This window comes from Nakamurella sp. GG22, from assembly GCF_052976845.2.
Genome location: NZ_JBRIIO020000018.1, coordinates 1 through 23,752, shown reverse-complemented (window position 1 = coordinate 23,752; position 23,752 = coordinate 1). Strand labels below are relative to the sequence as shown.

Below are 23,752 nucleotides of genomic sequence, written 5' to 3'. Positions count from 1 at the left end.
CGTTTCAGCTGCTGGGCAGGAGAGTCCCTCTTCCAATGGCAGGGAGCGCAGCGGTCGGCGTCGTCGCCGGAAGCCAGACCCCAGTGTTGATCAGTCACCATCGAGCAGGAGCGCACATCGTGACCACCCCAGCGTCACCGCAGGGCCGAGGGACCATCCGGCTCACCGTTGCCCAGGCAGTTGTCAGGTTCCTGGGTAACCAGTACTCCGAGCGGGATGGTATGCGGCGCAAACTCTTTGCCGGCTGCTTCGGCATCTTCGGGCACGGTAACGTGGCCGGACTCGGACAAGCGCTGCTGCAGGCCGAGCTGGAGCAACCCGACCTGCTGCCGTACCACCAGGGCCGCAACGAGCAGTCCATGGTCCATATCGCTGTCGGCTACGCCCGGCAGCAGGACCGGTTGCAGACGTTCGCCGTCACCGCCTCGGTCGGACCGGGCTCGACGAACATGCTGACCGGCGCCGCGCTGGCCACCATCAACCGGCTGCCCGTTCTGCTGCTGGCCAGCGACATCTTCGCCACCAGGGTCGCCTCGCCGGTGCTCCAAGAGCTGGAACAGCCGTACGGCTATGACGTCTCGGTCAACGACGCCTTCCGTCCGTTGTCCAAATTCTTCGACCGGGTGTGGCGGCCCGAGCAGTTGCCCGCCGCACTGCTGGGCGCCATGCGGGTACTCACCGACCCAGTGGAAACCGGAGCGGTCACCCTGGCACTGCCGGAGGATGTGCAGGCCGAGGCGCACGACTGGCCGGTCGGACTGTTCACCGAACGGGTATGGCGGATCGGCCGGCCGATTCCGGAACCCGACGTCATCGCGACCGCCGCAGCGATCATCCGCACAGCGAAGTCCCCGATCATCGTGGCCGGCGGCGGGGTGACCTACGCCGAAGCCAACAGCGAGCTGAAGGCCTTCGTCGAGGCCACCGGCATCCCGATCACCGAAACCCAGGCAGGAAAGGGCTCACTGCCGTTCGACCACCCGTTGAACCTCGGCGCCATCGGTGCCACCGGGTCCCCGGCAGCGAACCACTTCGCCCGCGGTGCCGATGTGGTCATCGGCATCGGCACCCGGTATTCCGATTTCACCACTGCGTCGAAAACCATCTGGCAGCAACCAGATGTCCGGTTCGTCAACATCAACGTGGCGGGCCTGGATGCCTTCAAACTCGGGGGCCACCCGGTGGTGGCAGACGCGAAGTATGCACTGACCGCGCTGACCGGGGCTCTCCGTGGCTACGCGACCGAATCGGACTACCAGGACGAGGCAACCCGGCGGGCCAAGGCGTGGGACGACGAGGTCGTCGCCTCACACCACAGCGGCTACGGTCAGACCCATGAGTTCCTCAGTCAGGCAGAGGTTCTCGGCGCCGTGGAAGGTGTGATGGATCCCACCGACGTGGTGGTCTGCGCCGCCGGATCGCTACCCGGGGACCTGCACGGTATGTGGCGGACCAGGGAACGCAAGGGTTACCACGTCGAATACGGGTACTCCTGCATGGGCTACGAGATCCCAGGCGCAATCGGTATCAGACTCGCCGCGCCGGAGCGGGATGTCTTCGTCACTGTGGGAGACGGCTCCTACCTCATGATGCCGACCGAACTGGTGACGGCCGTTCAGGAGCACATCAAGATCATCGTGGTGCTGCTGCAGAACCACGGCTACGCCTCCATCGGCGCACTCGCCGAATCCCTGGGAGTGCAACGGTTCGGCACCAAGTACCGCTACCGGAACACCGAATCCGGCCGACTGGACGGCGGCACGTTGCCGGTCGACCTCGCGCTGAACGCGGAGTCCCTGGGCATCCAGGTGTACCGGGCAAAGACCTTGACCGAGTTGAAAGACGCGCTGGCCGCCGCGAAGGCCGGCGACGACCCGTGCATGGTGCACGTGGACACCGATCTGGAGTACGAATCGCCCAAGGGCGACGGCTGGTGGGACGTCCCCGTCGCCGAGGTATCCACCTTGCACTTCACCCAGGACGCAAGGGGTCGATACGAAGCACTCAAATCAGCCCAGAAGCCCTACCTGTGAAGCGCTTTCGCTCCCAACCCCGGCGCTGTCAGACCGCCTTCCAAGGGGCGTTCAGCGTCGCGCCGGTCCCGAGCTACCCCGGGCGACCAGTGCCGGTTCGATGAGCACCTGGTCGACGGGTCGGTGGGGCTCGTCGATGCGCATCAACAGGGCACGGCCGGCAGCCTGGCCGACGGCAGTGCTCTTGTCATCAACGGACGTCAGATCGATGTACCGGAACTTGGCCAACGGCGAATCGTCGTATCCGACCAGCGAGATGTCGGCGGGGACCGTCAAACCGCGCTCCTTGAAAGCTGCCAGCGCACCGACCGCCATGCTGTCGTTTGCGGCGTAGACGGCCGTCAGGTCCGGTTGCCGGCGGAGCAGGTGTTCGGCGGCGTGATACCCGTCTTCCTCCGTGGTCCCGCCGAGGCCCTCACTGACATGACCGGCGAGACCGGCCGCAGCAACCGCCTCGGTGAAACCCTTCCTACGGTGCCCCGCGGCGCCCCCGCCGCCCGAGAGATGACCGATCTCGCGATGTCCCAGCTCCGCCAGATGCGCCACTGCCAAGCGGCTCCCCAACTCGTCGTCGTTCGCGACCTGGTCCGCACCCACCAGAGTGCCTTCGCGCCAACCTGCCATGACCGTCGGACCGTTCCAGCCTGTCAGCAGCCCATCCCCCGGGTCACACGCCATCACCAAACCATCAATGCCCGCAGCCAGTGGAGCTGAAGCAGCACCGGAGTTGTCCCCGGTCCGGTCAATCACCGAAACCCGATACCCGCGCCCGTCGAACGCCTTCCGAAGCCCATCCAGCAGATCGACGAACCACAGGTTGCGGTAGTCGTCGATGACAACCTGGATGGCCTGGGTGCGTCGACTCGCCAGCACTGTTGCGGCCTGACTCGGCCGATACCCCAGTTCCCGGATTGCGGTCAGCACCGCGTCACGTCGAACCGGGCTCACGTTCGGCGAGCCACGCAACACCAGCGACACCAACGACTTCGATACCCCCGCGCGGTCGGCCACGTCATAGATCGTCGGCCGGCCACGTGGAACAACCGCCGGCTCGTCACTCCCGCCGATCGCCTTGGATGCGGTTGGGCTCATTAAGCGCTTCCTTCCTGTCGGGAACGGCACGTCCCCGGCTATAGCGGTGGGGCGTTGACAGCGTGGTGGGATGCACCCTACGCTACTGGAGCGCTCCACTTGTAGCGCTCCATACCGAAATAAGCCGCTTGGATCGCGGGTGAACATCGAAGGAGAAGGCATGTCCGACAGCATCGGTGCGGCGCTCACCGCAGCCGGTATGGTCGACGACGCGCGCATCGAAGAACCCCCAGTCGCCGCCCACTCCGTCACTGCGCTGCTCCGGGGCTAGGAATGCGTCTCGGTGTAGTGGGGTACGGATCGGGCGGCCAGAACTTCCATACCCCGTTCATCGAGGCCGCAGACGGCATTGAGCTCGCGGGAGTGGTCGCCCGGTCGCCGCAGCGCAAGGCGGCGGCCGCGCGGGACTGGCCCGGCGTTCGGATTTACGAGAGCCTGACCGATCTGCTAGCGGCCGGGGTCGACGCCGTCACGATCACCACTCCACCCGCCACCCGACGGGATCTGGTGTTGGAGGCCATCGCGGCGGGGGTGCATGTGATCGCAGACAAGCCGTTCGCGCCCACCGCTGCCGCTGCGCGTGAGATGCAAAGCGCGGCAGCGGATGCCGGCGTCATGCTGTCGGTGTACCACAACCGTCGGTGGGACGCCGACATCCGCACGCTGCGGGAGATCATCGGCGCTGCGTCACTCGGGGAGCTGTGGCGGGTTCATTCACGGTTCGACCTCGACGATCCGGCGACCCTCGAGGCTGGTCCGGACGGTGGTCTGCTGCGCGACATCGGCACCCATCTGGTCGATCAGATGCTGTGGCTGCTGGGGCCGGCCACTGCCGTCACCGCGCATCTGGACTGGATCGAGCGACCCGAAGGGTTGACCGACTCCAGTTTCGTGGTGACTCTGCAGCATGCCAGCGGAGTTCATTCCCACGTCGAGTCCACCAAGGTGAACAGGGTCTCCGTCCGCGAACTGCGCGCCTACGGCAGCAACGGCAGCTACCGCTCCCGCAGCACCGATGTGCAGGCACAGTCAATTTTCGCGGGACGCCGGCCGGCGTCTGAACCAGACACCTGGGGCTACGAACCCCAGGACAGCTGGGGGATCCTCGCCACCAGCGACGGGGAGAAGCGCATCCCGTCCGCGCAAGGCAGATATCAGGATCTCTATACCCAGTTCGCCGCAGCAGCTCGAGGTGCGGGACCGCAGCCTGTACCGGCTGCCGAAGGCGTCCGCACCCTGGAGGTCCTCGACGCCGCCCGGGAAAGCGCCGAGCAAGGACGAACGGTCCACATCACCGCCCAGAATGAGGCACTCGCGTCGTGCGAGTAGACGACATGAAAATGGGAAAAGCGACTCGACACCGTTGGTTGGTCCTTGATGAAGGCTGATCGCCCCACCCGAATCCCGCTCCATCAACAGATTGCCGCGCAACTGCGTCACGCCATTGAATCTGAACAGCTCGTTCCCGGGCACCGGTTGGATAATGAAATCGACTTGGCAGGTCAGTTCGGAGTTTCCCGGGGCACGATGCGGCAGGCCATTCAGGCACTGGTGATCAGCGGCCTTCTGGTCCGCAAACGGGGAACCGGAACGACGGTACTGCCGGGAGCCATCACTCGCCCGCTCCACCTGACCAGCATGTTCGACGACCTGATAGACAAAGGGCACAAGCCCGTCACCACCGTGCTCCTCGACCGAGTCATTCCCGCACCCCCCGAAGCAGTCGAAGAACTGCAACTGCCGCCCGACGCGATGGTCCTCCACCTGCGACGACTGCGTGCCCTTGGAGGGCAGCCGCTGGCCATCCTGGAGAACTACCTCCCTGTTGACCTTCTCGACCTCACCGCCATAGACCTGACGACAACAGGTCTCTACCAGGCACTTCGCGCGGTAGGAGTGCACCCGAAGGTGGCGCGCCAACGAATCGGAGCCCGCACGATCACACACCAGGAATGCCAACTCCTTGCGCTGACGCCAGAGAGCCCGGTGCTGACGATGAACCGGCTCACCCACAGCATCACCGCCCGCCCACTGGAGTGGGCACAACACATTTACCGGCCCGACCGTTACACGTTCACCGTTACCCTCACCGCACCCTGATCAAGTAGTTCTGTCGGCCGCACGCAACCCCCGCGGTTGATGCACGTCTCAATAATGCGGGGTTCCTGACGTCCGCACTTAATGAGCAAGGGCGCTCCCGAAACACGATCCTCTTGGAGCACGACATGCGCCGTTCAGTTCATCCTCTCAGCGTCCGGTCGATAGCCAGCCGCCTCGGAGCCGTCAAACGAAGCATCCTCGAACTGAGCGCACCACCCTCAAGCCCGAGCGCAAGATCCGTCACTGTGATGGGACACCTGATCTTTGTGGAAGACCGACCGCTGAAACGGCCGACCGGGCCCAGTGGCTACGATCTGCTCGCTTGACAACCGGGTAACAGCATTCCGGTCCGGTCGCGCATCCACCTGCCCCGCGAATATCCGAATTGGTTCGTTCACATTGGTTGCGCCATTTAGAACCGCCCAGAGCCTTGGACCACTTCCCGAGGGGTTGAACACTCCGCTTCCTGATGCGGGGGCCCGTGTGTCTGGACTCGGGTAGCCCAGTACCTGTACCGCAGAGAGCGGTGTCCGTAGTCATCGTTTGCCGTACTGCAAGGCGTCAACGACGGGCTCCGTCACGACTATCTATCCCGGGCAATTCCACATCGGTTCGATCGGTCCGAAACGCCCGCAGCGCTGATGAGGTCACTGCGACTGGCGGCGCGGCGGGGTGACAAGGGACGCCTCTGGGTGTCGGGCTGAAGCTCGGTTCCGTGCGGTAGTGCAGCAGCCATCGGTCGGGTGACCGAGTCGGTGATCAGGATGTTGATCCATCCGACGATGAGCGCCGCTCGGATCACGCGGTTCGACGGGCGGCCTGCGACGCTGAGCCGCCGTTCTGCCCGGCAGAGCTGATCCGGTGTGACACCGATGATCAGCTCGTCGAAGTCGTTCTCCTCCACCAGTTCGCCGTCGGCGTCGATGAACCGCAGGTCGACCTCGCCGACGGCCCGCGGGCCTTGGCCTGGGCGACCTGCGCGGCGGTGAAGAAGTTGTCGCCCGGGGTCAGGGCTGGCATGATGCCGCCGGCCCCGATCCCGACCAGCGCCAGATCCAGGTGATCCAGTGCGGCCAGGGTGGCCCGCGCGTGGCTGTGGTGATCAAGCGGCGTCTGCCAGATCTGTGGGCTGGCAACGACTCCGGGTATCCGAAGGAACACCGTTTCGGCACCGACCATGTCCGCCAACTGCCGGGTGCTGCGCTGATTGGTGTGCTCCAGGACGGGTGGCCCGAAATCCCCTGGCATCCATACCACGGAAGTCGGCGTCCGTGGGCGTGTTCTGCAGGTCCAGCGCCAGCAACTGCCCGAGCCCACCGAGCAGGCTTGCCTCGTCGCTCGACTCGCCGATGTCGTAAACGTGTGACTGTCGCAGCCCGTACGCCGACTCGAGTTCGGAGTAGCTCGACGGCACCCTGGCCTAATGGCCAAGGGGCGGGGACAAGAGCGATCGCCGCAGGCTGTCTCCAAGCACGGCTGTCGAACACCTTGGGGCGAAGCTGATGCTGGAATGCATCATGCGGAAGGGGCAGAATAGTCACAGAATACTGATCCGATTTCAATCGGACCTTCGGTGCGCGGACCGTGAAGGGGACCGAGATCATGGATGAGGAGCTCTGGCGATACTTTTTCAGCGGCAGGTACAGGTCCGCGAGCGGAAGGAACATTCGCGACCAGCCAACGCCGGAAGTGATGACCTCTGAGTGCGGCGACCCAGCCTGGTGGTGTGTCGCACAATTAGTCTGGTGGTTTGGTAGAATTGGCTTATGGTGGCTGCGGCGTTGCCGGTGACGGAGGACCAGCGTGAGGCTGGTCAGGATCGCTGGTTCGTCGGTGTTGCCGCACCGTCAGGTGGTGCAGGCGAAAGCGCTGTTGTGGGCCGCTGACGGGGTGGCGAACGAGGAGATCGCCCGCCGTTCGGGGGTGGACTCGGACGCGGCGGTGGCGGAAGCGGTTCGCGGACAAGGGCATCGATGGTGTCGGCGGTATCGCGAAGGGTCGGGGGCGGAAGGCGTGGTTGCCGCCGGACACGGTGCAGAAGGTGGTCGAGTTGACGCTGACCGGCCAGCCTCCCGGGGGCGCCACTCACTGGACGACCCGCACCCTGGCCGCCCAGGTCGGGGTGGGCAAGGACACCGTGGCGCAGATCTGGTCCGATCACCAGTTGCAGCCGTGGCGGGTGGACGCTTTCAAGATCAGCAACGACCCGGAGTTCGAGGAGAAGCTGGTCGATGTTGTTGGGGTGTACTTGAAACCCCCGGCGCGGGCGGTGGTGTTCAGCTTCGACGAGAAGACCCAGTGCCAGGCTCTGGACCGGACCCAGCCGTCGCTGCCGATGAAACCGGGTCGGGCCGGAACCATGACGCACGACTACAAGCGGCACGGCACGATCGATCTGTTCGCCGCGATGAACGTGGGCACCGGGCAGGTGCACACCCACCTGCGGAAGGGCCACACAGGCGCCGATGTGTTGGCGTTCTTCAAACAGATCGACGCCACCGTCGAACGCGGATTGTCGGTACATGTGATCCTGGACAACTTGTCCGCGCACAAGGCACGCGAGGTCCGGAAGTGGTTGGCGCACACAGACCGCCGCCGCTGGCACCTCCATTTCACCCCGACCTGGACGGCGCCGTTCTCGTCGCGGGTCTCGACGCCGCACCCGGCGGCGAACAACGCGCCCACCGCGACCATCTCGGCCGGGTTCTTCTTCGACACGGCCTTGCGGAGCCGGCTGGACTGGGCGGGGGTGAACCCGGCCATCACGGTGCCCAGCCGCATCATCTGTTCCTGGTAGACGATGGAGCCCAGACTCTCCCCGGTGTTTGGACCGGCCACCGCGACCAGGGTGTGGGACGCGATGAAACACGCCGCCGCCTTCGCGTTCAACAAGTCGCACAGCTACGCCTACGGCACGCTGGCGTACACGACCGCGTTCTTGAAGGCGAACTGGCCGGTCGAGTACGGCGCCGCCGGAGCGGGGACGCGGTTCTTCAGCGCGCGGTGGATCGCGCCTCACAGTGCTGCCAGTACGGGCAAGCGGCGGCGTTACGCCGAGGTAGCCCGCCGTATTGGTGGTGCGGCCGCCGGGGAGTGAATCCTCCTCTTGGCCGTCGTCACTCTCGCCCGATCTGCTGTCGGTTTCCTCAAGTCTCTTGTGCAAATCTATTCACGCCGGGCGTCTGTGGTTTCGACGCGGTCACGTGACGGTTTGCGAGCGATCGTGCCAGTGCATGGCCAACATCTGGTGTGGCGCCAAGCAACGGCTTGCATCGGTTCGGGCCATACTCGGTGGGTGCAGGCGCTCAGGATCACGCGGCGTTACTCACTTCCACTGGCGGCGATCACCGGCGTCGGGAGAGCTTCACCGTGGCGTCGTGCCTGTCCTGGTAGCACGACCCGCCGTGCCCGCCCGCGCAGCGTCACGCCCGAGCCTCCCGGTCAAGGGAAGGAGGTTTCCGGGGTGCTGGTGGCCACCGAGTCCGATCGGGAGATCCTGTGCACGGAAATCCCCATGCGATGCGCGCCGCTTCGGGTGCGCACCCGGATCACAATCCGGTGGACGCTCGTCAGTAGCGAACGGAGCCGCCACTCAGGACGCAAACGAGGGATGGCCAGCGTCTCGAGGCCCCGCGGAACAGATTCGCTGGCTCTGCTTGGAACCGCACAGAGCCGTGACGTCGACCTTCAATCTTCTTACTCGGCTTCCAAAGGCTGGTGAAACGATGCCCGACACCTCACGAATCGATCACCCTTACGCAGCAATCACCATCGCTGAACTCCGCGCCGCCCTGGCGGACTTACCGGCGCACTACGAGGTTTGGTTCGAGAGAGAGGACGGCCCGGATACCGCAGACCCAGTGACGGCTCTCAGTGTGAGAGTCATCGACAACGCGGTCATCCTGCGACCCACGGCTCGCTCCGAGGGATCAAATCCAAACTAGCCACGGGACCGGGTCCACTTGACCACCAGAGGTTCCGCGCGCACACGGAGATCTTACAGCCAAAACCAGTGGACCGCAGAGCATTCGCTACTCCGAAGCCCGAGGTGTCCGACCGCGGCCGGATCGCCACCTCGATCCAGGAGGCGTTCGACGCGGCCCACTGACGGGGTCTGTCACGTCATTCATTGCGCCGTTCTCACCCCGACCTTTCTCAGGACACGCCAGGCGGTGTCATTTGGCAGACCACCCCCTCCCTGCCAGAGATTCCCAGGTCCGTCTTTCAGACTCCGTTTCGATCGACACGTGGGCGTAGTCGTGCACGTCGTAGACGTCGGATGCCCTGTCGGAGGCGTCCCGGTTGTAGGCGTTGGCCATTCGTCGCACGGCGCGTTCGAGTTCCGGGCCTGCCTGTTCAACCGATGCGGGTAGTCGGGGTGGTCGTCCAGGATCTCACGGTCGGGCAGGTTGCGGATCTCAACGCTCACCGACTGGCCACCGTAATGCGAATCGGACCGCACCGAGAACACCGCGGACGGCGGCAATGCGGCGGCCTCCTGGGCGGCCTTCAGGTCCGCCCGCAGTAACCGGGCGACCTCGGCAGCGGACGCCGCGGGTCGCTCTCGAACCGCGGGCCGATCACCACCGGGTAGCGGCCCTCCGGATCGGTGACGGTCGGGGCGCTCTCGTCCAGCAGTGCGGCTCTCGCTGCGGGGTGTACCCCGGACAGAGTGCCGGTCGGCGCGGCACACTCCGGGTGACCGACCGGTGTGGGTCCGTCGCCGCCGCCGGCGCTCAGCGATGGCGACCCACCCGGGGCGCTCACCGCGACACGGGTTTCCGACCGGGCGGTCGGTGCGAACTGGCCACCTGCTGAGGTCCCCGCAGGCCGGCGCTTCGGCACGACGTTCGGTGTCATGCCCCGATCGTGTGCGGGGTGGTTGACCAGACCGACGGTAGCTGGGTTGACCGACTTGGGTAAAGGCCTACGCCATGGGCTCGGCCCAGATATCAGATCTGCGAAGCCGCGAATGGGATCAGGTCGCGGTAGATCAATGCGGCAGAAGGCCGACGTTTGCTCGTCTTCACGCTCGACGACTCCAGGCCGGATTGCTCGCCTTAGCTGGTTGTTTCGAGCCGTTGCTTGAGCTTGGCGAGGATGGCCGGCATCTCTTTTCCGCCTTCGCGGCGCACGAGTAGCGGGACGAGAATCCTTCGATTGCCCATGATGTGGTCATCACCGCATCGGGCGCCCCGACCGCCATCCCGCGTGACGGACCAGTTGGCCGGTGACCTGTACCAACTCCGCATCCCGACCAATTCGCAGTCCGGGGATGTGGGATCGCCTCGCGGGACCGGAATTGCGCGCACTGCGGCCGGTGTTTCGTTACTCGGCTATGCCTGATCGAGCTGCGGTTCTGACTCACAGACAACTAGCAGTCGAGCCATATGCCTCCAGAAGCGGTACACCTCAGTCGCCGCGATCGGCTTCGGCAAAGTATTCGTGCACGAGATGGACGGCGGTGGAGCCCTCGCCGACTGCTGCCGCGACGCGCTTGACGGAACGATGTCGGACATCTCCGGCCGCAAAGACACCCGGCATGCTCGTCTCCAGGAGCATCGGGGGTCGCCCTTCGAACCAGCCCATGGCAGATGCTGGATGCACGAGGTCACGGCCGGTCAGCAAGTAGCCGTGGTCGTCCCGTGCCAGGCTGTTGGCCAACCACTCCGTATGTGGTTCGGCTCCGATTAGCAGGAATAGTGCCGAGGCCGGCACCGTTTCGAAAGCGTCGCTGTGTCGCTGCCGGAGGGTCAGCGAGGTGAGTCGTCCGCTGCCCGCTCCGTCGACCACCTCGGTCTGGAAACGAACAATGATGTTTCCCGTGTGCTCGATCTCGGATACCAGATACTCCGACATTGTGGTCCTCAGGGACTCACCTCTGACCAGCATCGTGACCTTGGCGGCGTACCGTGACAAGTGCATCGCTGCCTGACCGGCCGAGTTGCCCGCCCCAACAACGAAAACCTCGCGCCCCTGCATTGCCCGGGCCTCGGCGGCAGCCGCGCCGTAGAAGACGCCGACGCCCACCAGGTCTTCCAGCGCTGGGACGCCGATGCGGCGCCAGGAGACACCGGTGGCGATGACGACAGCCCGTGCCCTCACCTCGCTCCCGTCGCTCGTCGTGACCACCACTTGTCCCCCAGAGTCCCTGCGCAGAGCCGTGGCTCTCTGCGACAACACCATCTTGGTGCCGAAGAGCCAGGCCTGTTCCACCGCGCGGTTGGCCAGATCGTCACCGCTGACGCCACGTTGGAATCCGAGGTAATTACGGATCAGTGAGCTTGTGCCGGCCTGTCCTCCAGGCACCGCTGTCTCCATCAACAGAGTGTCCAAGCCCTCCGACGAGCCGTAAACGGCGGCAGCCAGCCCGGCCGGGCCCCCTCCGATGACGGCAAGATCGCACGACGAGACATCGAGCTCTGTGGCAACACCCAACGCATTCCAGACCTCGGAGAGCCGCGGCTCGACGAGCACCTGCCCGTCGTAAAAAACTGCGACAGGCAGTCGAGTTCCATCCGCACGCACCTCCGCCAGAAGCTGCTGTCCGGCTTGGGATGTGGCGTCGAAGAACCAGTACGGAACGGCCACCCGGGTCAATGCATCGCGAAGCTGGTGTGAACGCGCGGACGACGCGGATCCAACGATCCGCACTGGTACCTCGAGGGCGTCTTGAGACTTGTCCCAGGCGGCCAACAGCTCGCTCACCGATGGATACAGGACCCGCTCCAACGGACGCCAGGGTTTGAACAGGTGGTAGTCCACCAATCCGAGCGCCATTGCAGACACCACCGGATGGTTCGAAGACCAATCGCCGCGTTTGATCAGCAAGACCCGCTTCGCCGTTGGCGCCACGTCGTGAGCTCGGGTCAGCACCTCCACCGCGGTCAACCCTTTGATCGACTGATCGACAATGAGCAACGCAATCTCATGCCCCCCGTGCACGGCCCCAGCCGCAGCGGCCACCGCCGCCTGACCGCCGCTCGACGGCAACACGCGGTAGTCACCACCGAAGCGCCGCTGCAAGTCGGCGGAGAGTCCAGTCAGCTCCGACGTGTGGTCGCTCACCACAAGGATCACCGGTTTCGCCACTCCACCGTCCGTTCCCTGGCCGACGTTCACCTGACGTAAGCACTCTCTCACCGCCGACCCATCGCTCCAAGGAGCCCGCGCTCTCGCTGTCCGCAACGACCGGGACCCGGACCGGCCAGGACCCCCGACACTGAAAAGAGGATCCGATCCACTCCGTGCAGCCCGGAGTTCGCGCGTCGTCAAGCTGCCCGACCCTGGCCGGCGGTCGATACCCCGCCGCTGCGCTCACCACAGCGGTGCGCAAGATTCCCGGCAGCGCATCGAGTACGGCGAGATGGTTGCATTGCCTGGTGGTTCTGCGACCAGGCCATCGAACACCACCCGGTCCGGGTACCGCTCCGTTGCCCGCGTGGTCGCCGGACCGGCGGTTTGCTCGATGCGCCATTGCGGCATTTGCAGTTCCAGGGCGGCAACCTGCCCCAGCCACGCCGGGGGTGCGGGCGAGTCGAAGACAGGGTAGAACTTCGGGCCCGAGCCATGCGGGATCTGCACGAGGGTCAGCCACGCCGGTGTCCCGGGCTCGAGGTCCCTAACGAAGAACGCATCGCCATCGACACCCTCGGGCCAGCGTTTCCTGGACGCCGGTCGACCCGCCACATGCGGACTCATGGACTCCGCGACCTCGGCGTAGTACCCGATGACCTCCGACTTGGTGGTACCCGTCGACCGGTAAAGGACCCGGTCGGGGCTGGACACCCGAAACTCCTGCCGACCGACCGCGAGCATGGCGTTATCACCCGCGCCTGGTGCCCGCAGTGTTCACTTCCCCATCGTGCCCCAGCGGACCAAGGCAGACGGAGCGGACCGCGAACCGTCCCTCGCCTACGAATTGATGCCCGATGCATCGCCGCGGACCGCCCGGGGCGTGCTGCGACCGGCGGTCAACCTACAGCTCACAATAGACGGCGCAACGCCCGCCATATCGGCGCGGTCCGTTCCGACGGCCAGGTGCGGGTGAGGGTGCGCTTCGCCACCGAACCGGCCACCGAATAACCGGTCCGGCACCGCATCGACACCGCACTGAAGGCCGGCGAACTAGGAGGCCCGGACGGGGTCACCAGCCGGTGGGAGCTGATCGGGAGCCACCACAGGGACGTCGACGGGGTAGGAAACCGATCACGTCGAACGGCTGGTCAAGCACTGACGGCTGGTCTGCGCCTTCCGATTCGTCCAGCGGGTGCTGCGGCGAGACCCGTTGCCGGCAGGGAGTTCCCTCCTCCTTCGTGCGATCACCCGTGGTCCCCGAACAGCACGTCCAGCGGGACCGGGACCCCTTCGACGAAGGTGCCGTTGACGGTGACCCGGACGACGACGCGTTTCGCGCCGTTCCCGTCCCTTCCCGTTCGATCGGCCGGAGGTGCGCGCCTACGTGCGCGCCTCGGAGGACTTCGGCGCGGCGTGTTCGACGACCGGGCGCCCGCTGTCGGGGTCGATGTCGACCGCGCAGGTAGCGCGCGACATGGACGTCCTGCGCCGGATGACCGGGGACAAGCAACTCACCTACCTCGGGTTCTCCTACGGCTCCTATCTCGGCATCGTCTACGCGAACCTCTTTCCCGACCGGGTGCGGGCCGTCGCCATCGACGGGGTGATCGACCCGGTCGGCTGGGCCGGCACGGCCGCCACGGCAGCGGTCCCTCAGACGCAGCGGATCCGCTCGGGTGAGGGTGCCGCGAAGGCGCTGGACGAGATCCTCGTGCGCTGCAGGAAGGCCGGGCCGGACTACTGCCAGCTCGCGGCGTCCGGGGATCCGGTGAAGACCTACGCCAAGATCATCGCCGACCTTAAAGCGGCCCCGATCGTGATCACCGATCCCGTGACCGGCGAGGTCGTCCTGGAGATCACCTATCCCGTGCTCACCTCCTTCCTGCTCAGCGACCTCTACTCACCCGACGGGTGGAGGTTCGTCGACCAGGACCTCAGCGGGGTGCTGAGCCTTCTGGAGGCGCCGGCCAACGCGGGCACGCCCGCCGCTACACGGCAGTCCGCCGCCCGGCAGGCACTACTCGCGAAGGCGAAGAGCCAGACGTCGAAGGCGCACGCCGCCGCCGCGGAGAGGCAGCGGCTGGGCCGCTCGATGGGCTGGGCCTTTCCCTACTTCAACGATGCGGAGGCGTTCCAGTCGGTGCTGTGCACCGACGGCCGCAACCCGATGCAGGCCAAGGACTGGGCCACCTACGCCGCCCGCAACGATCGAACCGCACCCGACTTCGGTCGGTTGTGGACCTGGGCTTCTGCGCCGTGCGCGACCTCGACGTGGACAGTGCGCGACGAGGACACCTACCGTGGGTCGTTCACGAGCAGGACCGCCAACCCGGTGCTCGTCGTCGGCAACTATTGGGACCCGGCGACCAACTACCAGGGTGCGGTGAACACCTCGAACTTGCTGCCCAACAGCCGTTTGCTGAGTAGCGACAGCTGGGGGCACACGGCATACGGAACTTCGGCGTGCGTGACGGACGCGATGGACCGTTACCTATTGACCCGCAAGGTTCCGGCTGCCGGGAAGAGGTGCGTCGGTGACGCGCAGCCGTTCAGCGATCCGCTCGAGAGCCCGCCGCAGCGCCGCGCTCAGAGCGGGAAGCAGTTGCCGCCGGTCGTGCCGCCGCTGCCGGGTGCAGTCCCGCGCAGCTGACCTAGCTGCCACTCGTCCGCCGAAAACAATGCTCCTCGACCCCTCCACAGCCGCTTGACAGACTGCGAGACTCCACAGGCGGCCCAGTGGTCGCTGGCAGGCTGGCCCCTGCGGGCGGAATGACTCGTTGACAAATTGGTCGTCGCTGTTCCAGGCGTGCTATGCCTATGACAAATCTCCATTCCGTGTGGGGCCGGCCCTGCCCTGTAGATGGTCGATTTATCTGGCACGGTTTGATCGCCTCGCGTTTTTTGGCTCACTGAGTGCCGATGACGAGGATCTGCCGTGCGGCGTGGACGACGTCTGGAGTGATGATGGCGCTCGGGTGAATCTCCCCGGACCTGCTCGTTAAAGTTCCGACTTGTATGGGGTTCAGCGGTATCGCGACCTGGGTTGATCGCCCGTAGCGTTGCCGTAGGACACCGGGCGGGCTGACTCGTAGAATTCCTGCCGCCTGCGAGGGTTGGCTCTGGTGGGGTGTGTCGAACCCGCCCGGTGGCCGTTCGCGGTCTGACTCAACAGAGGCGTGACCACGAAGGCACCGGCAAGTGCTCTCGAAGTCGGAGTGTCGACCGCGGATCCCCCCATCCAGTCCACGGGAAGTGAAGGGACCCAATGACGATGATGCTGATCGGCGTTGATCCGCACAAGTCCACGTCCACGGCGACGGCCGTGGAACCCGAATCGAATCGTGAGGTGGCCTCGATCCGTATCGACGCCACCTTGCGGGAATACCGCCGCCTGCTTACCTGGGCTGGTCGGTGGCCGGAGCGCCGTTGGGCGATCGAGGACGCCGAGGGCCTGGGCCGGCATCTGGCGTCCTGGCTGCTCGCCCGCGGGGAAGAGGTCGTCGACGTGCCCACGACCGCGACCGCCCGGGTGCGGCAGCTCTCCCGTGGTGGAGGTCGGAAGAACGACCGGATCGACGCCGCCGCGGCAGCGTGCGTGGCGGCATTGCAGGGTGATGCGCGTCCGTTGGAGGCCGAGGACACCGCGGATGTGTTGGGACTGCTGGACGAGCGGCGGGCGAACCTGTCGCAGGCCCGGGTCCGGGCGGTGAACCAGCTGCATGCCCTGCTCCGGGCGTTGCTGGCCGGCGGCGCACCCAGGGGTTTGTCCGCCCTGGCCGCTGCGGCGTTGTTGCGCACGGTGCGGCCGGCGGGTGACGCCGAACGGGTCCGCAAACACATCGCCGGTGATCTGGTTGCCGAGATCCATTCCCTGGATTCCCGGTTGAAGGCCAACGCCGAGGTGATGGCGGGGCTGGTGAAGGCCTCGGGCAGCACCCTAACCGGGACCGTGGGCATCGGACCGGTCACGGCCGCGCGGTTGATTGGCCGGTCCGGCCGGGCGAGCCGGTTCCCAAGCTCGGCCGCGTTCGCAGCGTATTCGGGTGTCGCGCCGGTCGAGGTGGCCAGTGCGGAGCATGCCCGTCATCGGCTGTCCCGGTCCGGGGATCGTCAGCTCAATTCCGCGTTGCACATCGTCGCGGTAACCCAGATTCGGACGGCCGGCAGCCTGGGCAACATCTACTACCGGACCAAGATCGCGGAGGGTAAGACCCCGAGGGAGGCCAGGCGGTGTCTGAAACGGCGCCTGGCGGACCATGTCTGGCGGACCATGATCAGCGACGAAAAGCGCCAGCGGGCAGAGGTTTCCGGTCCGGCTTCCGCTTCCGACGCCGCCTAATTCTTACCCCCTCCCGGCCGCTTCAGGAGCTCGGTCATCGCAGACCTGGGGCACACAACTAACGTGGAAATTACTTCCTTCCCCCCTCCGTAGCTGCCGGTACTTTCCGCAGACGAGGAGAGGTCAATGTGGAGCGCCCGGAGCGGGTTTCAAACCCGCGGCCAGCCGGGGGGACGAACGACATTGACGTCGACGAGCGGCGGAAGACAATTGCGGCGCTGAGGGGGGAGGAAACCAAACTCGCGGTCGAGGGGGGCTTGACAAACACCGAGGCACCCCACCTGTGTGGCTCCGCCAACGATGGCGGGGCTCCCTCGATGCTGGCGGTCTCTGACCACACACCAGCTGCTCGAGGGAGCCCCGCCTCATGCTCACACTGTGAGACTTGCCTGAGCCGCCCGGCGGGCTGACTCCTGCTCACACTGACCTCGTGGTTTGGGTGTCTTTCTCTTGATCCGTCGCCTGTCCGGGCGGTGCACCACCTCGGTGGTGCTGGCCGGCCGGGCAGTGACCTCATAGGAGCCTGATCGCAGCTCAGGTCCCGTCACAGTCCTGTCCACCCGACCAGCCAGCGTCGCTATCCGTACCCGGTCGAGCCAGGAGGTAGCAGTGACGAGCATGGCGCAGCAGCACCGTCGACGTCGAGTGATCGTCGGCCTGGACACCCACAAGTTCATCCACGTCGCGGTCGCGTTGGATGCCGATGGCGCAGTCCTCGAGTCGCGATCGGTGACCGCGGATTCCGCCGGGTACGAGGAGTTGATCGGCTGGGCCGCCAAGCTGGGCCAGGAGGTGGTGTTCGCGGTGGAGGGCACCGGTTCCTACGGGGCCGGCGTGAGCGTCGCGATCCGAAGGCACGGTCTGGAGGTCGTGGAGGTGTCACGGACCGATCGTCGGGATCGACGCCTGCGCGGGAAGTCCGACACCCTGGACGCAGAGAACGCGGCCCGCGCCGTGCTGGCCGGCAGGGCGACGTCGGTGCCGAAGGCAGCCGACGGCACGGTGGAAATGATCCGGCAGATCAAAGTCGCGAAAGATGTTGCGGTGAAAGCACGAACCGCGGCGATGGTGACCTTGAAGAGCGTCCTGATCAACGCCCCGGCCGAGCTGCGGGAGGCTCTGCAACCGTTGACGAAGATGGCGTTGATTCATCGTTGCGCCGCGCTGCGTCCGGGTGACGTCACATCGGTCGCCGCGGCAAGCAAGCACGCCCTGCGGGCGATCTCCCGTCGCTGGTTGGCGTTGGACGCGGAGATCAAAGACCACGCAATGATCCTCGCCGAGCTGACCGCCCGGATCGCTCCGCACCTCGTCGCCGCGGTCGGTTTGGGACCGGACACCGCGTCGGATCTGCTGATCGCGGCTGGCGACAATCCCGAACGGATCCGCTCAGAAGCGGCCTGGGCCAGACTCTGCGGTGTCGCGCCCATCCCGGCGTCATCCGGGAAGACCACCCGGCACCGACTGCACCGCGGCGGCCACCGGCAGGCCAATGCCGCGCTCTACCGGGTCGTCGTCGTCCGCATGCAATATCACGAGCCGACCAAGGCCTACGTCGCTCGGCGCACCGCAGAAGGCAAGACCAAGACCGAGATCATCCGCTGCCTGAAGCGACTCCTGGCTCGCGAGGTCTGGGCGCTTCTGCGACCACTTCGCGTTGAGCCCACCCGGCTTCCTGTTGCTGCTTGACGTTTATAGGAGCATCAGGAGGACGACATCGACGCACACGCACTGAGGAGGAGGGGTTGGTCGATCTCGGCGATCGCCCGGCACCTGGGCAGGGACCGCAAGACGATCCGGGCGTACCTGTCCGGGGAACGGACCGCCGGTGTTCGGGCGCCGGCCGGTGAGGACGTCTTCGAGCCCTTCGCCCGGTGCCGCGAACGACTGACAGAGGACCCGCACCTGTGGGCGACCGCGTTGTATCACGAAGTCACGGCGTTGGGTTATGACCGGTCCTATCCGCGGTTCACGCACAACCTGCGGGCCCGCGGGTTGCGTCCGGCGTGCGAGCCGTGCCACCCGACGGCGGGCCGGCCGGTAGCGGTGATCGACCATCCTGCCGGTGAGGAAACCCGCTGGGACTGGGTTGATCTGCCGAACCCACCGGCCGGGTGGGACGGGTACGGCAGGACCGCGTACCTGCTGGTCGGGGCGTTGTCGCACTCGGGGAAATGGCGCGGCGTGCTCGCCGAGAGCACCGACCAACCGCACCTGGTCGATGCCCAGCACCGGGTCGCGACCGCGTTGGGCGGCATCACCAGGGTGTGACGGTTCGACCGGATGTCGACCGTGGTCCAGCCCAGCACCGACCGGGCCACCTCGTCCTACGCGGCGGTGGCCAAACACTTTGGCGTACAGGTCAACCCTGCCCACCACGCCGCGGGAACCGCAAAGGCGTGGTGGAGAAGGCGAACCACACCGTCGCGCAACGCTGGTGGCGGACCCTGCCCGACGACGTGACCGCCGCGCAGGCCCAGGCCCGGCTCAGCGTGTTCTGCGCGGAGAAGACCGACACCAAGGTTCGGGTGATTGACGACACCGGCACTCGTTGCACTGTCGCTGCTCTCGCCGAAACCGAAAGGTTGCGACCGGTGCCGGCGGCGGCGTTCTCGACGGTGGTGGCGGTCCCGCGGCCGGTGACCGCGCAGGCCCTGGTGTCCTTCCGCGGAAACCGGTACTCGGTGCCACCGGAACTGGCCCGCACGGTCGTCACCGTTCAGCACCGCCTCGGCTCCCCGGTGCTGTCCATCGCTGTGAATTGCCAAATTAGGTGGCACCTTCTGACGACGCTAACTGGTATCAAATTCGAACAGGCATGCGCAGGCAAACATCTCGCCATGCGCATCAGCGCAGGTCACCGCGTTGACCAGGCTGCGGCTGGATGCCATTTACTGTGGAAGAGAGGTGCCACTTACCGCGGCAGACGACATGCCCGAGTTGCCGGTTCAGGCCACGGTCGGTGGCCCGCAATTGCCCGAACGCGTTGGATTCGATTCGGACCCGGAAAGCGTCCGGCGACCTGATCCATCTGGACGGCCGGGTGAAATGTCTCAGAACGGTGATGAGCGACGGTCTTCTGCGACCACGTCGACTGCAGTGCGTGCACGTTCGGCGGTCATGTAGCGGTTACAGCGTGATCCGTCCGATGGCCCGGGAGGCCAGGCTGCCGAGCCACAGGCCGCCCTCGAACTCCCGCACCCCGGTCACCATGTGAAATCCTGGGTGGGTGGTCTGCAGATCGTGCACCAGTACGCCGTCGGAGTTGTAGGCCTGCACCCAGACAGTTGGTTTCTCCCTGGGTTGCAACAACTCCGGGCCCGCCCACGCCAACTTGCGGAGGATCGGTGGTCGAGGCAACAGGGTGTCGAGCACACGATTACGCGCGTTCGGCAGGGCCACCCAGATCAGCCCACCATCACCCGTGCTGAGATTGTCGGGAAAGCCCGGCAGGTTTTCCACGAAGGTCTCCCGCACACCGTGCATCGGGCCGCCCAGCCACATGCGCTGCAAGCGATAGCCACTGGTTTCGGCGAACACGAGGAAGTCCTCGGTTACCGACAGGGTGACGCCATTCGCGAAATCCAATCCGCCCGCGAGCAGCTCGACGCCCGACTCCGCTGTCCAGCGAAACAGCCGCCCCGTCCCGGTGTGGGCGAACAGGTCAGCCTTATAATGATCCACGCCGAACTCGGTGGAACTGTCCGTGAAGTAGACCGAACCGTCGCGCCCGACGGTCGCGTTGTTGCAGAACCGCAGCGGCCGACCCTCGAAGGTGTCAACCAGAACCTCGATATCCCGCCGAGTCGTGCCGATACGGAGCAGTCCGCGGTGCGCGTCGCAGACGATCAGTGCTCCGTCCGGCAGCCGTTCGATCCCCATCGGGCGTCCCTTCGTGTCGGCGAACTGCTCGATATCACCGCCACGATCGACTCGCACGATCCGCCCGTCCGACAAGCCGGTGATCGCCGATCCGTCAGCGTCGACAGCGACGTCCTCCGGACCAAGACCCGGAAGGTCCAAGAGGTGAAGTTCGAACCGAGTCGCGGATGAGCGCTGCCGCGCACGGGCGGGCGCCTTCGGCGGCTGCCAGACAATCGGATGGATCGGTGGTTTGGACATGTTGCCCCCAAGGATGTCGTTGGCCGCCAACGGTCCGCACGGATCTGCCACCAGCCAGAAATCCCTCCCAACCATACAAGCATTGCTATAGCGGCTAGATGTTCCACGATGAGATCCGTACGCGCCGATCCCACTCGGCCGAGCCGCTGGGCCGAAAACCAGCTCAAGGCCGCAATGTACTGTAAATGATCGAATTGTTTGGCGCACTCTGGTCGCGCTATATGGCTCTCGTTTCGAACAGACGTGCGCGGCGAGCGAGAAGCCGTGGGCGTCACTGAAAGTCATTTGGGGTGCCGAGAGATCTCGGCAGGCGACACACAGCGCCAAATAATTCGATCAAACCGGGCCATTTACCGCGACCAACGACACACCAAGGGGCAGGCCAAAACGGCCTGCCCCCCCGTGCGGCGCTCGCTTCCGATCACAACATCACATCAATCAGAGTCTCCACGGTTTCAGGGATGCCCACTTGTGCGCTCTGATCTGGGCGATGCCTGTCGCTCGGGTCGGCGTTACAGGTGTGTCAGTTGGAACGTTCGCGGACGATGCGTTCGTCGCGCACGCCGACCAAGTGCTGCCCGACCGGCCACCGCCGGTGCGCCTGCTGGGGATCAGCGAGACCCGCCGCGGGAACAGGCCGGTACGAGATCGAGACGTCAGCGGGTCCACCCGGAGCAGCCCAGCATGGCGGACCACTCACCCACCTGAGGACGACTACGAGAGCATCCCGGAATGTGTGCCAGACCAACGACTGCGACCACTGACACCACTGGGGCGGGGAGTCAGAGCAACGAGGCTTAGTTGATGCGGTGGGCGCCGTCGGTGTCCGCTCCCCACTGGTTGACCACCGCGGTGGTTTCCGCGAGGGCTGTGCCGTCTCCGGTGCCGCAGGTGTCGGTCGGAGTGAGTGCGCACCACCGGTACGGGGCGCCGACGTCCTGGTAGGACGCCACCCACGCCACGTCGGTGGTCGTCCATTCCCCCTTTGTGTCCTGACTAAATTGGACCCGGACCAGCAGGCCCTGTTGCATTCCCGGTGCGCTGCCCAGCTGCGCGGCGATGTTGTTGCCCAACCCGTAGATCGCCCACCCGCCGTTGATTTTCTCCATCGGCTGCACGACATGCGCGTGGTGCCCGTACACCAAGTCGATGTCCGGGTCGGCCAGCCGGGCCGACCTCGCCTTGGCCTTGATCGCGTCGACGTCAATCGTGTTCACCTGCCACGGCTCGTCGGGTTCGTTGCCGTTGAACCCGTACGCCACCGAGATGAAACCGACCCGCCCGTTCTCGGTGTTGATCACCACCGGCACCTTCGAACCCGCCCGCGTGCGGTACGAGCCGTCGTGGATAAGGCCGGCCGCGTCCAGGTCGTCCAGGGTCCGGTCCAACCCGTCCGTGCCCTGATCGATGGTGTGGTTGCTGGCCGTGGAACACGCGTCGTACTCGGTCTTGGTCAACGCCGGGAGCACTTGCGGTGAGACGGAGAATTCCGGGTAGTTCTCGAACGGCCCGCCCGGATCGGCCAGCGGTGTCTCCAGGTGACAGATCCCGATGTCCGCGCTCTGCCCATACCGCTGCTGGTCGGCCAGCATCGGGAAGAAGTCCATCCCGTCCACCGTGCTGCTGGCATTGCCTGCGGCGTCCTGCCGGGCCTGCTCGATGAGCTGGGTGTGCAGCAACACGTCACCGGACACCGCGATCGTCACGCACCGCACCCCACGGCACGGCGGGTTCTCCACCGGCCCGGCGACCGGAGCCGGAACCAGCCGATCAGCTCGTGGTGTCACGGCCACCACACGCGACGACGGGACGATCGTGCTCACACCGGGTGTGGCGCTGGCCGGTGCTCGTTGAGACGAGGGACGCACCGACTCCACGGACTATCGGGGTGTCGTCGCCGGCACCGGCGGGTCGGCCGTTGTCACCGTCGCCGGGGTTGTTGCGCTCGGAACCGATGACGGCGTCTTCGAAGCGGAGGTGCCCAACGTTCCGCCCGTGCAGGAAGCGCACAGCAGTAGGGCAACCAGCAACCCGGTGCCTGCTTGTCCCCTCCCCATGCGGAGCAGCGTACCGACGCTAACGGTTGCCAGTGGCGGCGTCCCGGAAGTGTCATCGTCCACAGTCGCAATGGGTATGACGCCAGTACGGCGTCCTTCTGTCGTCCACAGGGGGTCGAAGTCGACTGTTCTGCCGATCCGGCGGCCGGACCCGACGCTGTCGTGAGCTGGCCAGGCGGTCACTGCATGGCGGAACGCTCACCACCCCGAATCAGCCACGGGCCACATCACGCAATGTGTGCCAAGAACCACATTCCGTGGCAAAAAACATGCGATGGCCGCAGCCTTGTCGGCGTCAGTGCTCCACGTCGTAGCGCAGCCACGCAAGGCCGTCGTCCCCATCCAAGCGCTGGCAGTCGCGCAGCTCGAGCCGGGTGTGCGGCAGTACTGCGGCGCCGTGCCAGCGGTGGTCGTTGCCGGCGACGACGGGATGGATCAGCAGACTGACCTCGTCCACCAAATGTGCGGTCAGAAGGGCTCCTGTCAGTCCGCCGCCGCTGTCCACCCGCACGATATGCGCACCCCGGCGTTTGAATTCTGCAAGTACCGCGGCCAGGTCGACATGGTGTGCGCCGGTGACGATCTCCTCAGCCGCCGTGCCGCCGTGCGGACGGCTCACGCCGGCACGGAGCACGACCACGCCGGACCAATAGCCCGCGTTGAGCAGCGCCTGCCACACCGTGACCCGCCCGCGCCCGTCCACCACCGCGAGCAGCGGCCCGGCGGCATTCGGCCCCGGTTGCGGCGCGTGGCTGAGCGCCGACTCCTGCACCAGGATGGTGTCGCCTCCTGCCAGGGTCACGTCCTCGTGCCAGGTTCCGGCCAGGGAATAGAAACGGTCGATGTCCACCGGGAATCCGACTGTCGACCCATCCAGGGGTGGTCGTTGACCGCCGAGGAACTGCGCGAGTCGTTGCACCAAGTCTGCAGAT

General features: G+C 65.9%; 19 protein-coding genes and 2 pseudogenes. 10 read left to right on the top strand and 11 right to left on the bottom strand.

From position 1 onward, the window contains the following. The first annotated feature begins 35 nt into the window (after nucleotides 1-35). Nucleotides 36-2,033, top strand: a complete 1,998-nt coding sequence (gene iolD / locus ACVBEQ_RS17775) for a 3D-(3,5/4)-trihydroxycyclohexane-1,2-dione acylhydrolase (decyclizing) (protein ID WP_447154632.1) — start codon at nucleotides 36-38, stop codon at nucleotides 2,031-2,033. A gap of 51 nt (nucleotides 2,034-2,084) precedes the next feature. Here the strand turns inward: iolD and ACVBEQ_RS17770 are convergent, their stop codons facing one another. Further along, nucleotides 2,085-3,125, bottom strand: coding sequence for a LacI family DNA-binding transcriptional regulator (locus ACVBEQ_RS17770; RefSeq protein WP_447154631.1), 1,041 nt, complete (start codon nucleotides 3,123-3,125; stop codon nucleotides 2,085-2,087). A 273-nt stretch (nucleotides 3,126-3,398) separates the two neighbouring features. Here ACVBEQ_RS17770 and ACVBEQ_RS17765 point away from each other — a divergent pair, with 273 nt between their 5' ends. After that, nucleotides 3,399-4,454, top strand: a complete 1,056-nt coding sequence (locus ACVBEQ_RS17765) for a Gfo/Idh/MocA family protein (protein WP_447154630.1) — start codon at nucleotides 3,399-3,401, stop codon at nucleotides 4,452-4,454. A 48-nt stretch (nucleotides 4,455-4,502) separates the two neighbouring features. After that, nucleotides 4,503-5,225 carry a GntR family transcriptional regulator gene (locus tag ACVBEQ_RS17760; RefSeq protein ID WP_447154629.1) on the top strand — a complete coding sequence of 241 codons (723 nt, stop codon included), beginning with the start codon at nucleotides 4,503-4,505 and terminating at the stop codon, nucleotides 5,223-5,225. 583 nt (nucleotides 5,226-5,808) lie between these two features. On the opposite strand, the gene ACVBEQ_RS17755 is transcribed toward ACVBEQ_RS17760, so the two are convergent. Beyond that, complete coding sequence (locus ACVBEQ_RS17755) at nucleotides 5,809-6,129, bottom strand: hypothetical protein (RefSeq protein ID WP_447154628.1); 321 nt, start codon at nucleotides 6,127-6,129, stop codon at nucleotides 5,809-5,811. Then, on the bottom strand, nucleotides 6,102-6,473 hold the full coding sequence (locus ACVBEQ_RS17750; protein ID WP_447154627.1) for a sugar-binding transcriptional regulator: 372 nt from the start codon (nucleotides 6,471-6,473) through the stop codon (nucleotides 6,102-6,104). Before ACVBEQ_RS17750 ends, ACVBEQ_RS17755 begins: the two co-directional genes overlap by 28 nt. A 574-nt stretch (nucleotides 6,474-7,047) precedes the next feature. Between ACVBEQ_RS17750 and ACVBEQ_RS17745 the strand changes: the two are divergent. Beyond that, nucleotides 7,048-7,788: pseudogene (locus ACVBEQ_RS17745) on the top strand (IS630 family transposase); the annotation flags it as partial. 155 nt (nucleotides 7,789-7,943) lie between these two features. Here the strand turns inward: ACVBEQ_RS17745 and ACVBEQ_RS17740 are convergent. Continuing rightward, nucleotides 7,944-7,988: pseudogene (locus tag ACVBEQ_RS17740) on the bottom strand (hypothetical protein); the annotation flags it as partial. Between the two features lie 58 nt (nucleotides 7,989-8,046). Here ACVBEQ_RS17740 and ACVBEQ_RS17735 point away from each other — a divergent pair. Further along, a complete protein-coding gene (locus ACVBEQ_RS17735; protein WP_447154626.1) occupies nucleotides 8,047-8,322 on the top strand; it encodes a hypothetical protein in 276 nt (91 codons plus the stop codon). A 1,412-nt stretch (nucleotides 8,323-9,734) separates the two neighbouring features. Here ACVBEQ_RS17735 and ACVBEQ_RS17730 read toward each other — a convergent pair. The 3 genes from ACVBEQ_RS17730 to ligD form a co-directional block, all read right to left on the bottom strand. Beyond that, the gene (locus ACVBEQ_RS17730) at nucleotides 9,735-10,085 is read right to left on the bottom strand and encodes a hypothetical protein (RefSeq protein WP_447154625.1); all 351 of its coding nucleotides are present in this window, start codon (nucleotides 10,083-10,085) and stop codon (nucleotides 9,735-9,737) included. 552 nt (nucleotides 10,086-10,637) lie between these two features. Next, entirely contained in the window at nucleotides 10,638-12,317 is a 1,680-nt protein-coding gene (locus ACVBEQ_RS17725) for an NAD(P)/FAD-dependent oxidoreductase (protein WP_447154624.1), read from the bottom strand. Between the two features lie 225 nt (nucleotides 12,318-12,542). Beyond that, nucleotides 12,543-13,013, bottom strand: a complete 471-nt coding sequence (gene ligD, locus ACVBEQ_RS17720; RefSeq protein ID WP_447154623.1) for a non-homologous end-joining DNA ligase LigD — start codon at nucleotides 13,011-13,013, stop codon at nucleotides 12,543-12,545. A gap of 673 nt (nucleotides 13,014-13,686) precedes the next feature. On the opposite strand from ligD, the gene ACVBEQ_RS17715 reads away from it, so the two are divergent. From ACVBEQ_RS17715 to ACVBEQ_RS17700, 4 genes are all read left to right on the top strand, one after another. After that, nucleotides 13,687-14,952: an alpha/beta hydrolase gene (locus ACVBEQ_RS17715; RefSeq protein ID WP_447154622.1), complete on the top strand. Its 1,266-nt coding sequence runs from the start codon at nucleotides 13,687-13,689 to the stop codon at nucleotides 14,950-14,952. Between the two features lie 621 nt (nucleotides 14,953-15,573). Then, nucleotides 15,574-16,641: an IS110 family RNA-guided transposase gene (locus tag ACVBEQ_RS17710; RefSeq protein WP_447152184.1), complete on the top strand. Its 1,068-nt coding sequence runs from the start codon at nucleotides 15,574-15,576 to the stop codon at nucleotides 16,639-16,641. A gap of 618 nt (nucleotides 16,642-17,259) precedes the next feature. After that, entirely contained in the window at nucleotides 17,260-18,330 is a 1,071-nt protein-coding gene (locus ACVBEQ_RS17705) for an IS110 family RNA-guided transposase (protein WP_447153602.1), read from the top strand. 231 nt (nucleotides 18,331-18,561) lie between these two features. Further along, nucleotides 18,562-18,912, top strand: a complete 351-nt coding sequence (locus ACVBEQ_RS17700; protein ID WP_447154621.1) for a hypothetical protein — start codon at nucleotides 18,562-18,564, stop codon at nucleotides 18,910-18,912. A gap of 91 nt (nucleotides 18,913-19,003) precedes the next feature. Here the strand turns inward: ACVBEQ_RS17700 and ACVBEQ_RS17695 are convergent, their stop codons facing one another. Next, nucleotides 19,004-19,357 (bottom strand): hypothetical protein, encoded by a 354-nt coding sequence (locus ACVBEQ_RS17695; protein ID WP_447154733.1) that lies wholly within the window; start codon nucleotides 19,355-19,357, stop codon nucleotides 19,004-19,006. Between ACVBEQ_RS17695 and ACVBEQ_RS17690 the strand changes: the two genes are divergently transcribed. Continuing rightward, nucleotides 19,260-19,667: a Mu transposase domain-containing protein gene (locus ACVBEQ_RS17690; RefSeq protein WP_447154717.1), complete on the top strand. Its 408-nt coding sequence runs from the start codon at nucleotides 19,260-19,262 to the stop codon at nucleotides 19,665-19,667. The genes ACVBEQ_RS17695 and ACVBEQ_RS17690 overlap by 98 nt on opposite strands. 103 nt (nucleotides 19,668-19,770) lie before the next feature. Here the strand turns inward: ACVBEQ_RS17690 and ACVBEQ_RS17685 are convergent, their stop codons facing one another. The 3 genes from ACVBEQ_RS17685 to ACVBEQ_RS17675 form a co-directional block, all read right to left on the bottom strand. Further along, a complete protein-coding gene (locus ACVBEQ_RS17685; protein WP_447154716.1) occupies nucleotides 19,771-20,763 on the bottom strand; it encodes an SMP-30/gluconolactonase/LRE family protein in 993 nt (330 codons plus the stop codon). A 797-nt stretch (nucleotides 20,764-21,560) separates the two neighbouring features. Then, on the bottom strand, nucleotides 21,561-22,469 hold the full coding sequence (locus ACVBEQ_RS17680) for a CapA family protein (protein WP_447152705.1): 909 nt from the start codon (nucleotides 22,467-22,469) through the stop codon (nucleotides 21,561-21,563). 646 nt (nucleotides 22,470-23,115) lie between these two features. Further along, nucleotides 23,116-23,670 carry a dihydrofolate reductase family protein gene (locus ACVBEQ_RS17675; RefSeq protein WP_473163187.1) on the bottom strand — a complete coding sequence of 185 codons (555 nt, stop codon included), beginning with the start codon at nucleotides 23,668-23,670 and terminating at the stop codon, nucleotides 23,116-23,118. Between the last annotated feature and the right edge of the window lie 82 nt (nucleotides 23,671-23,752).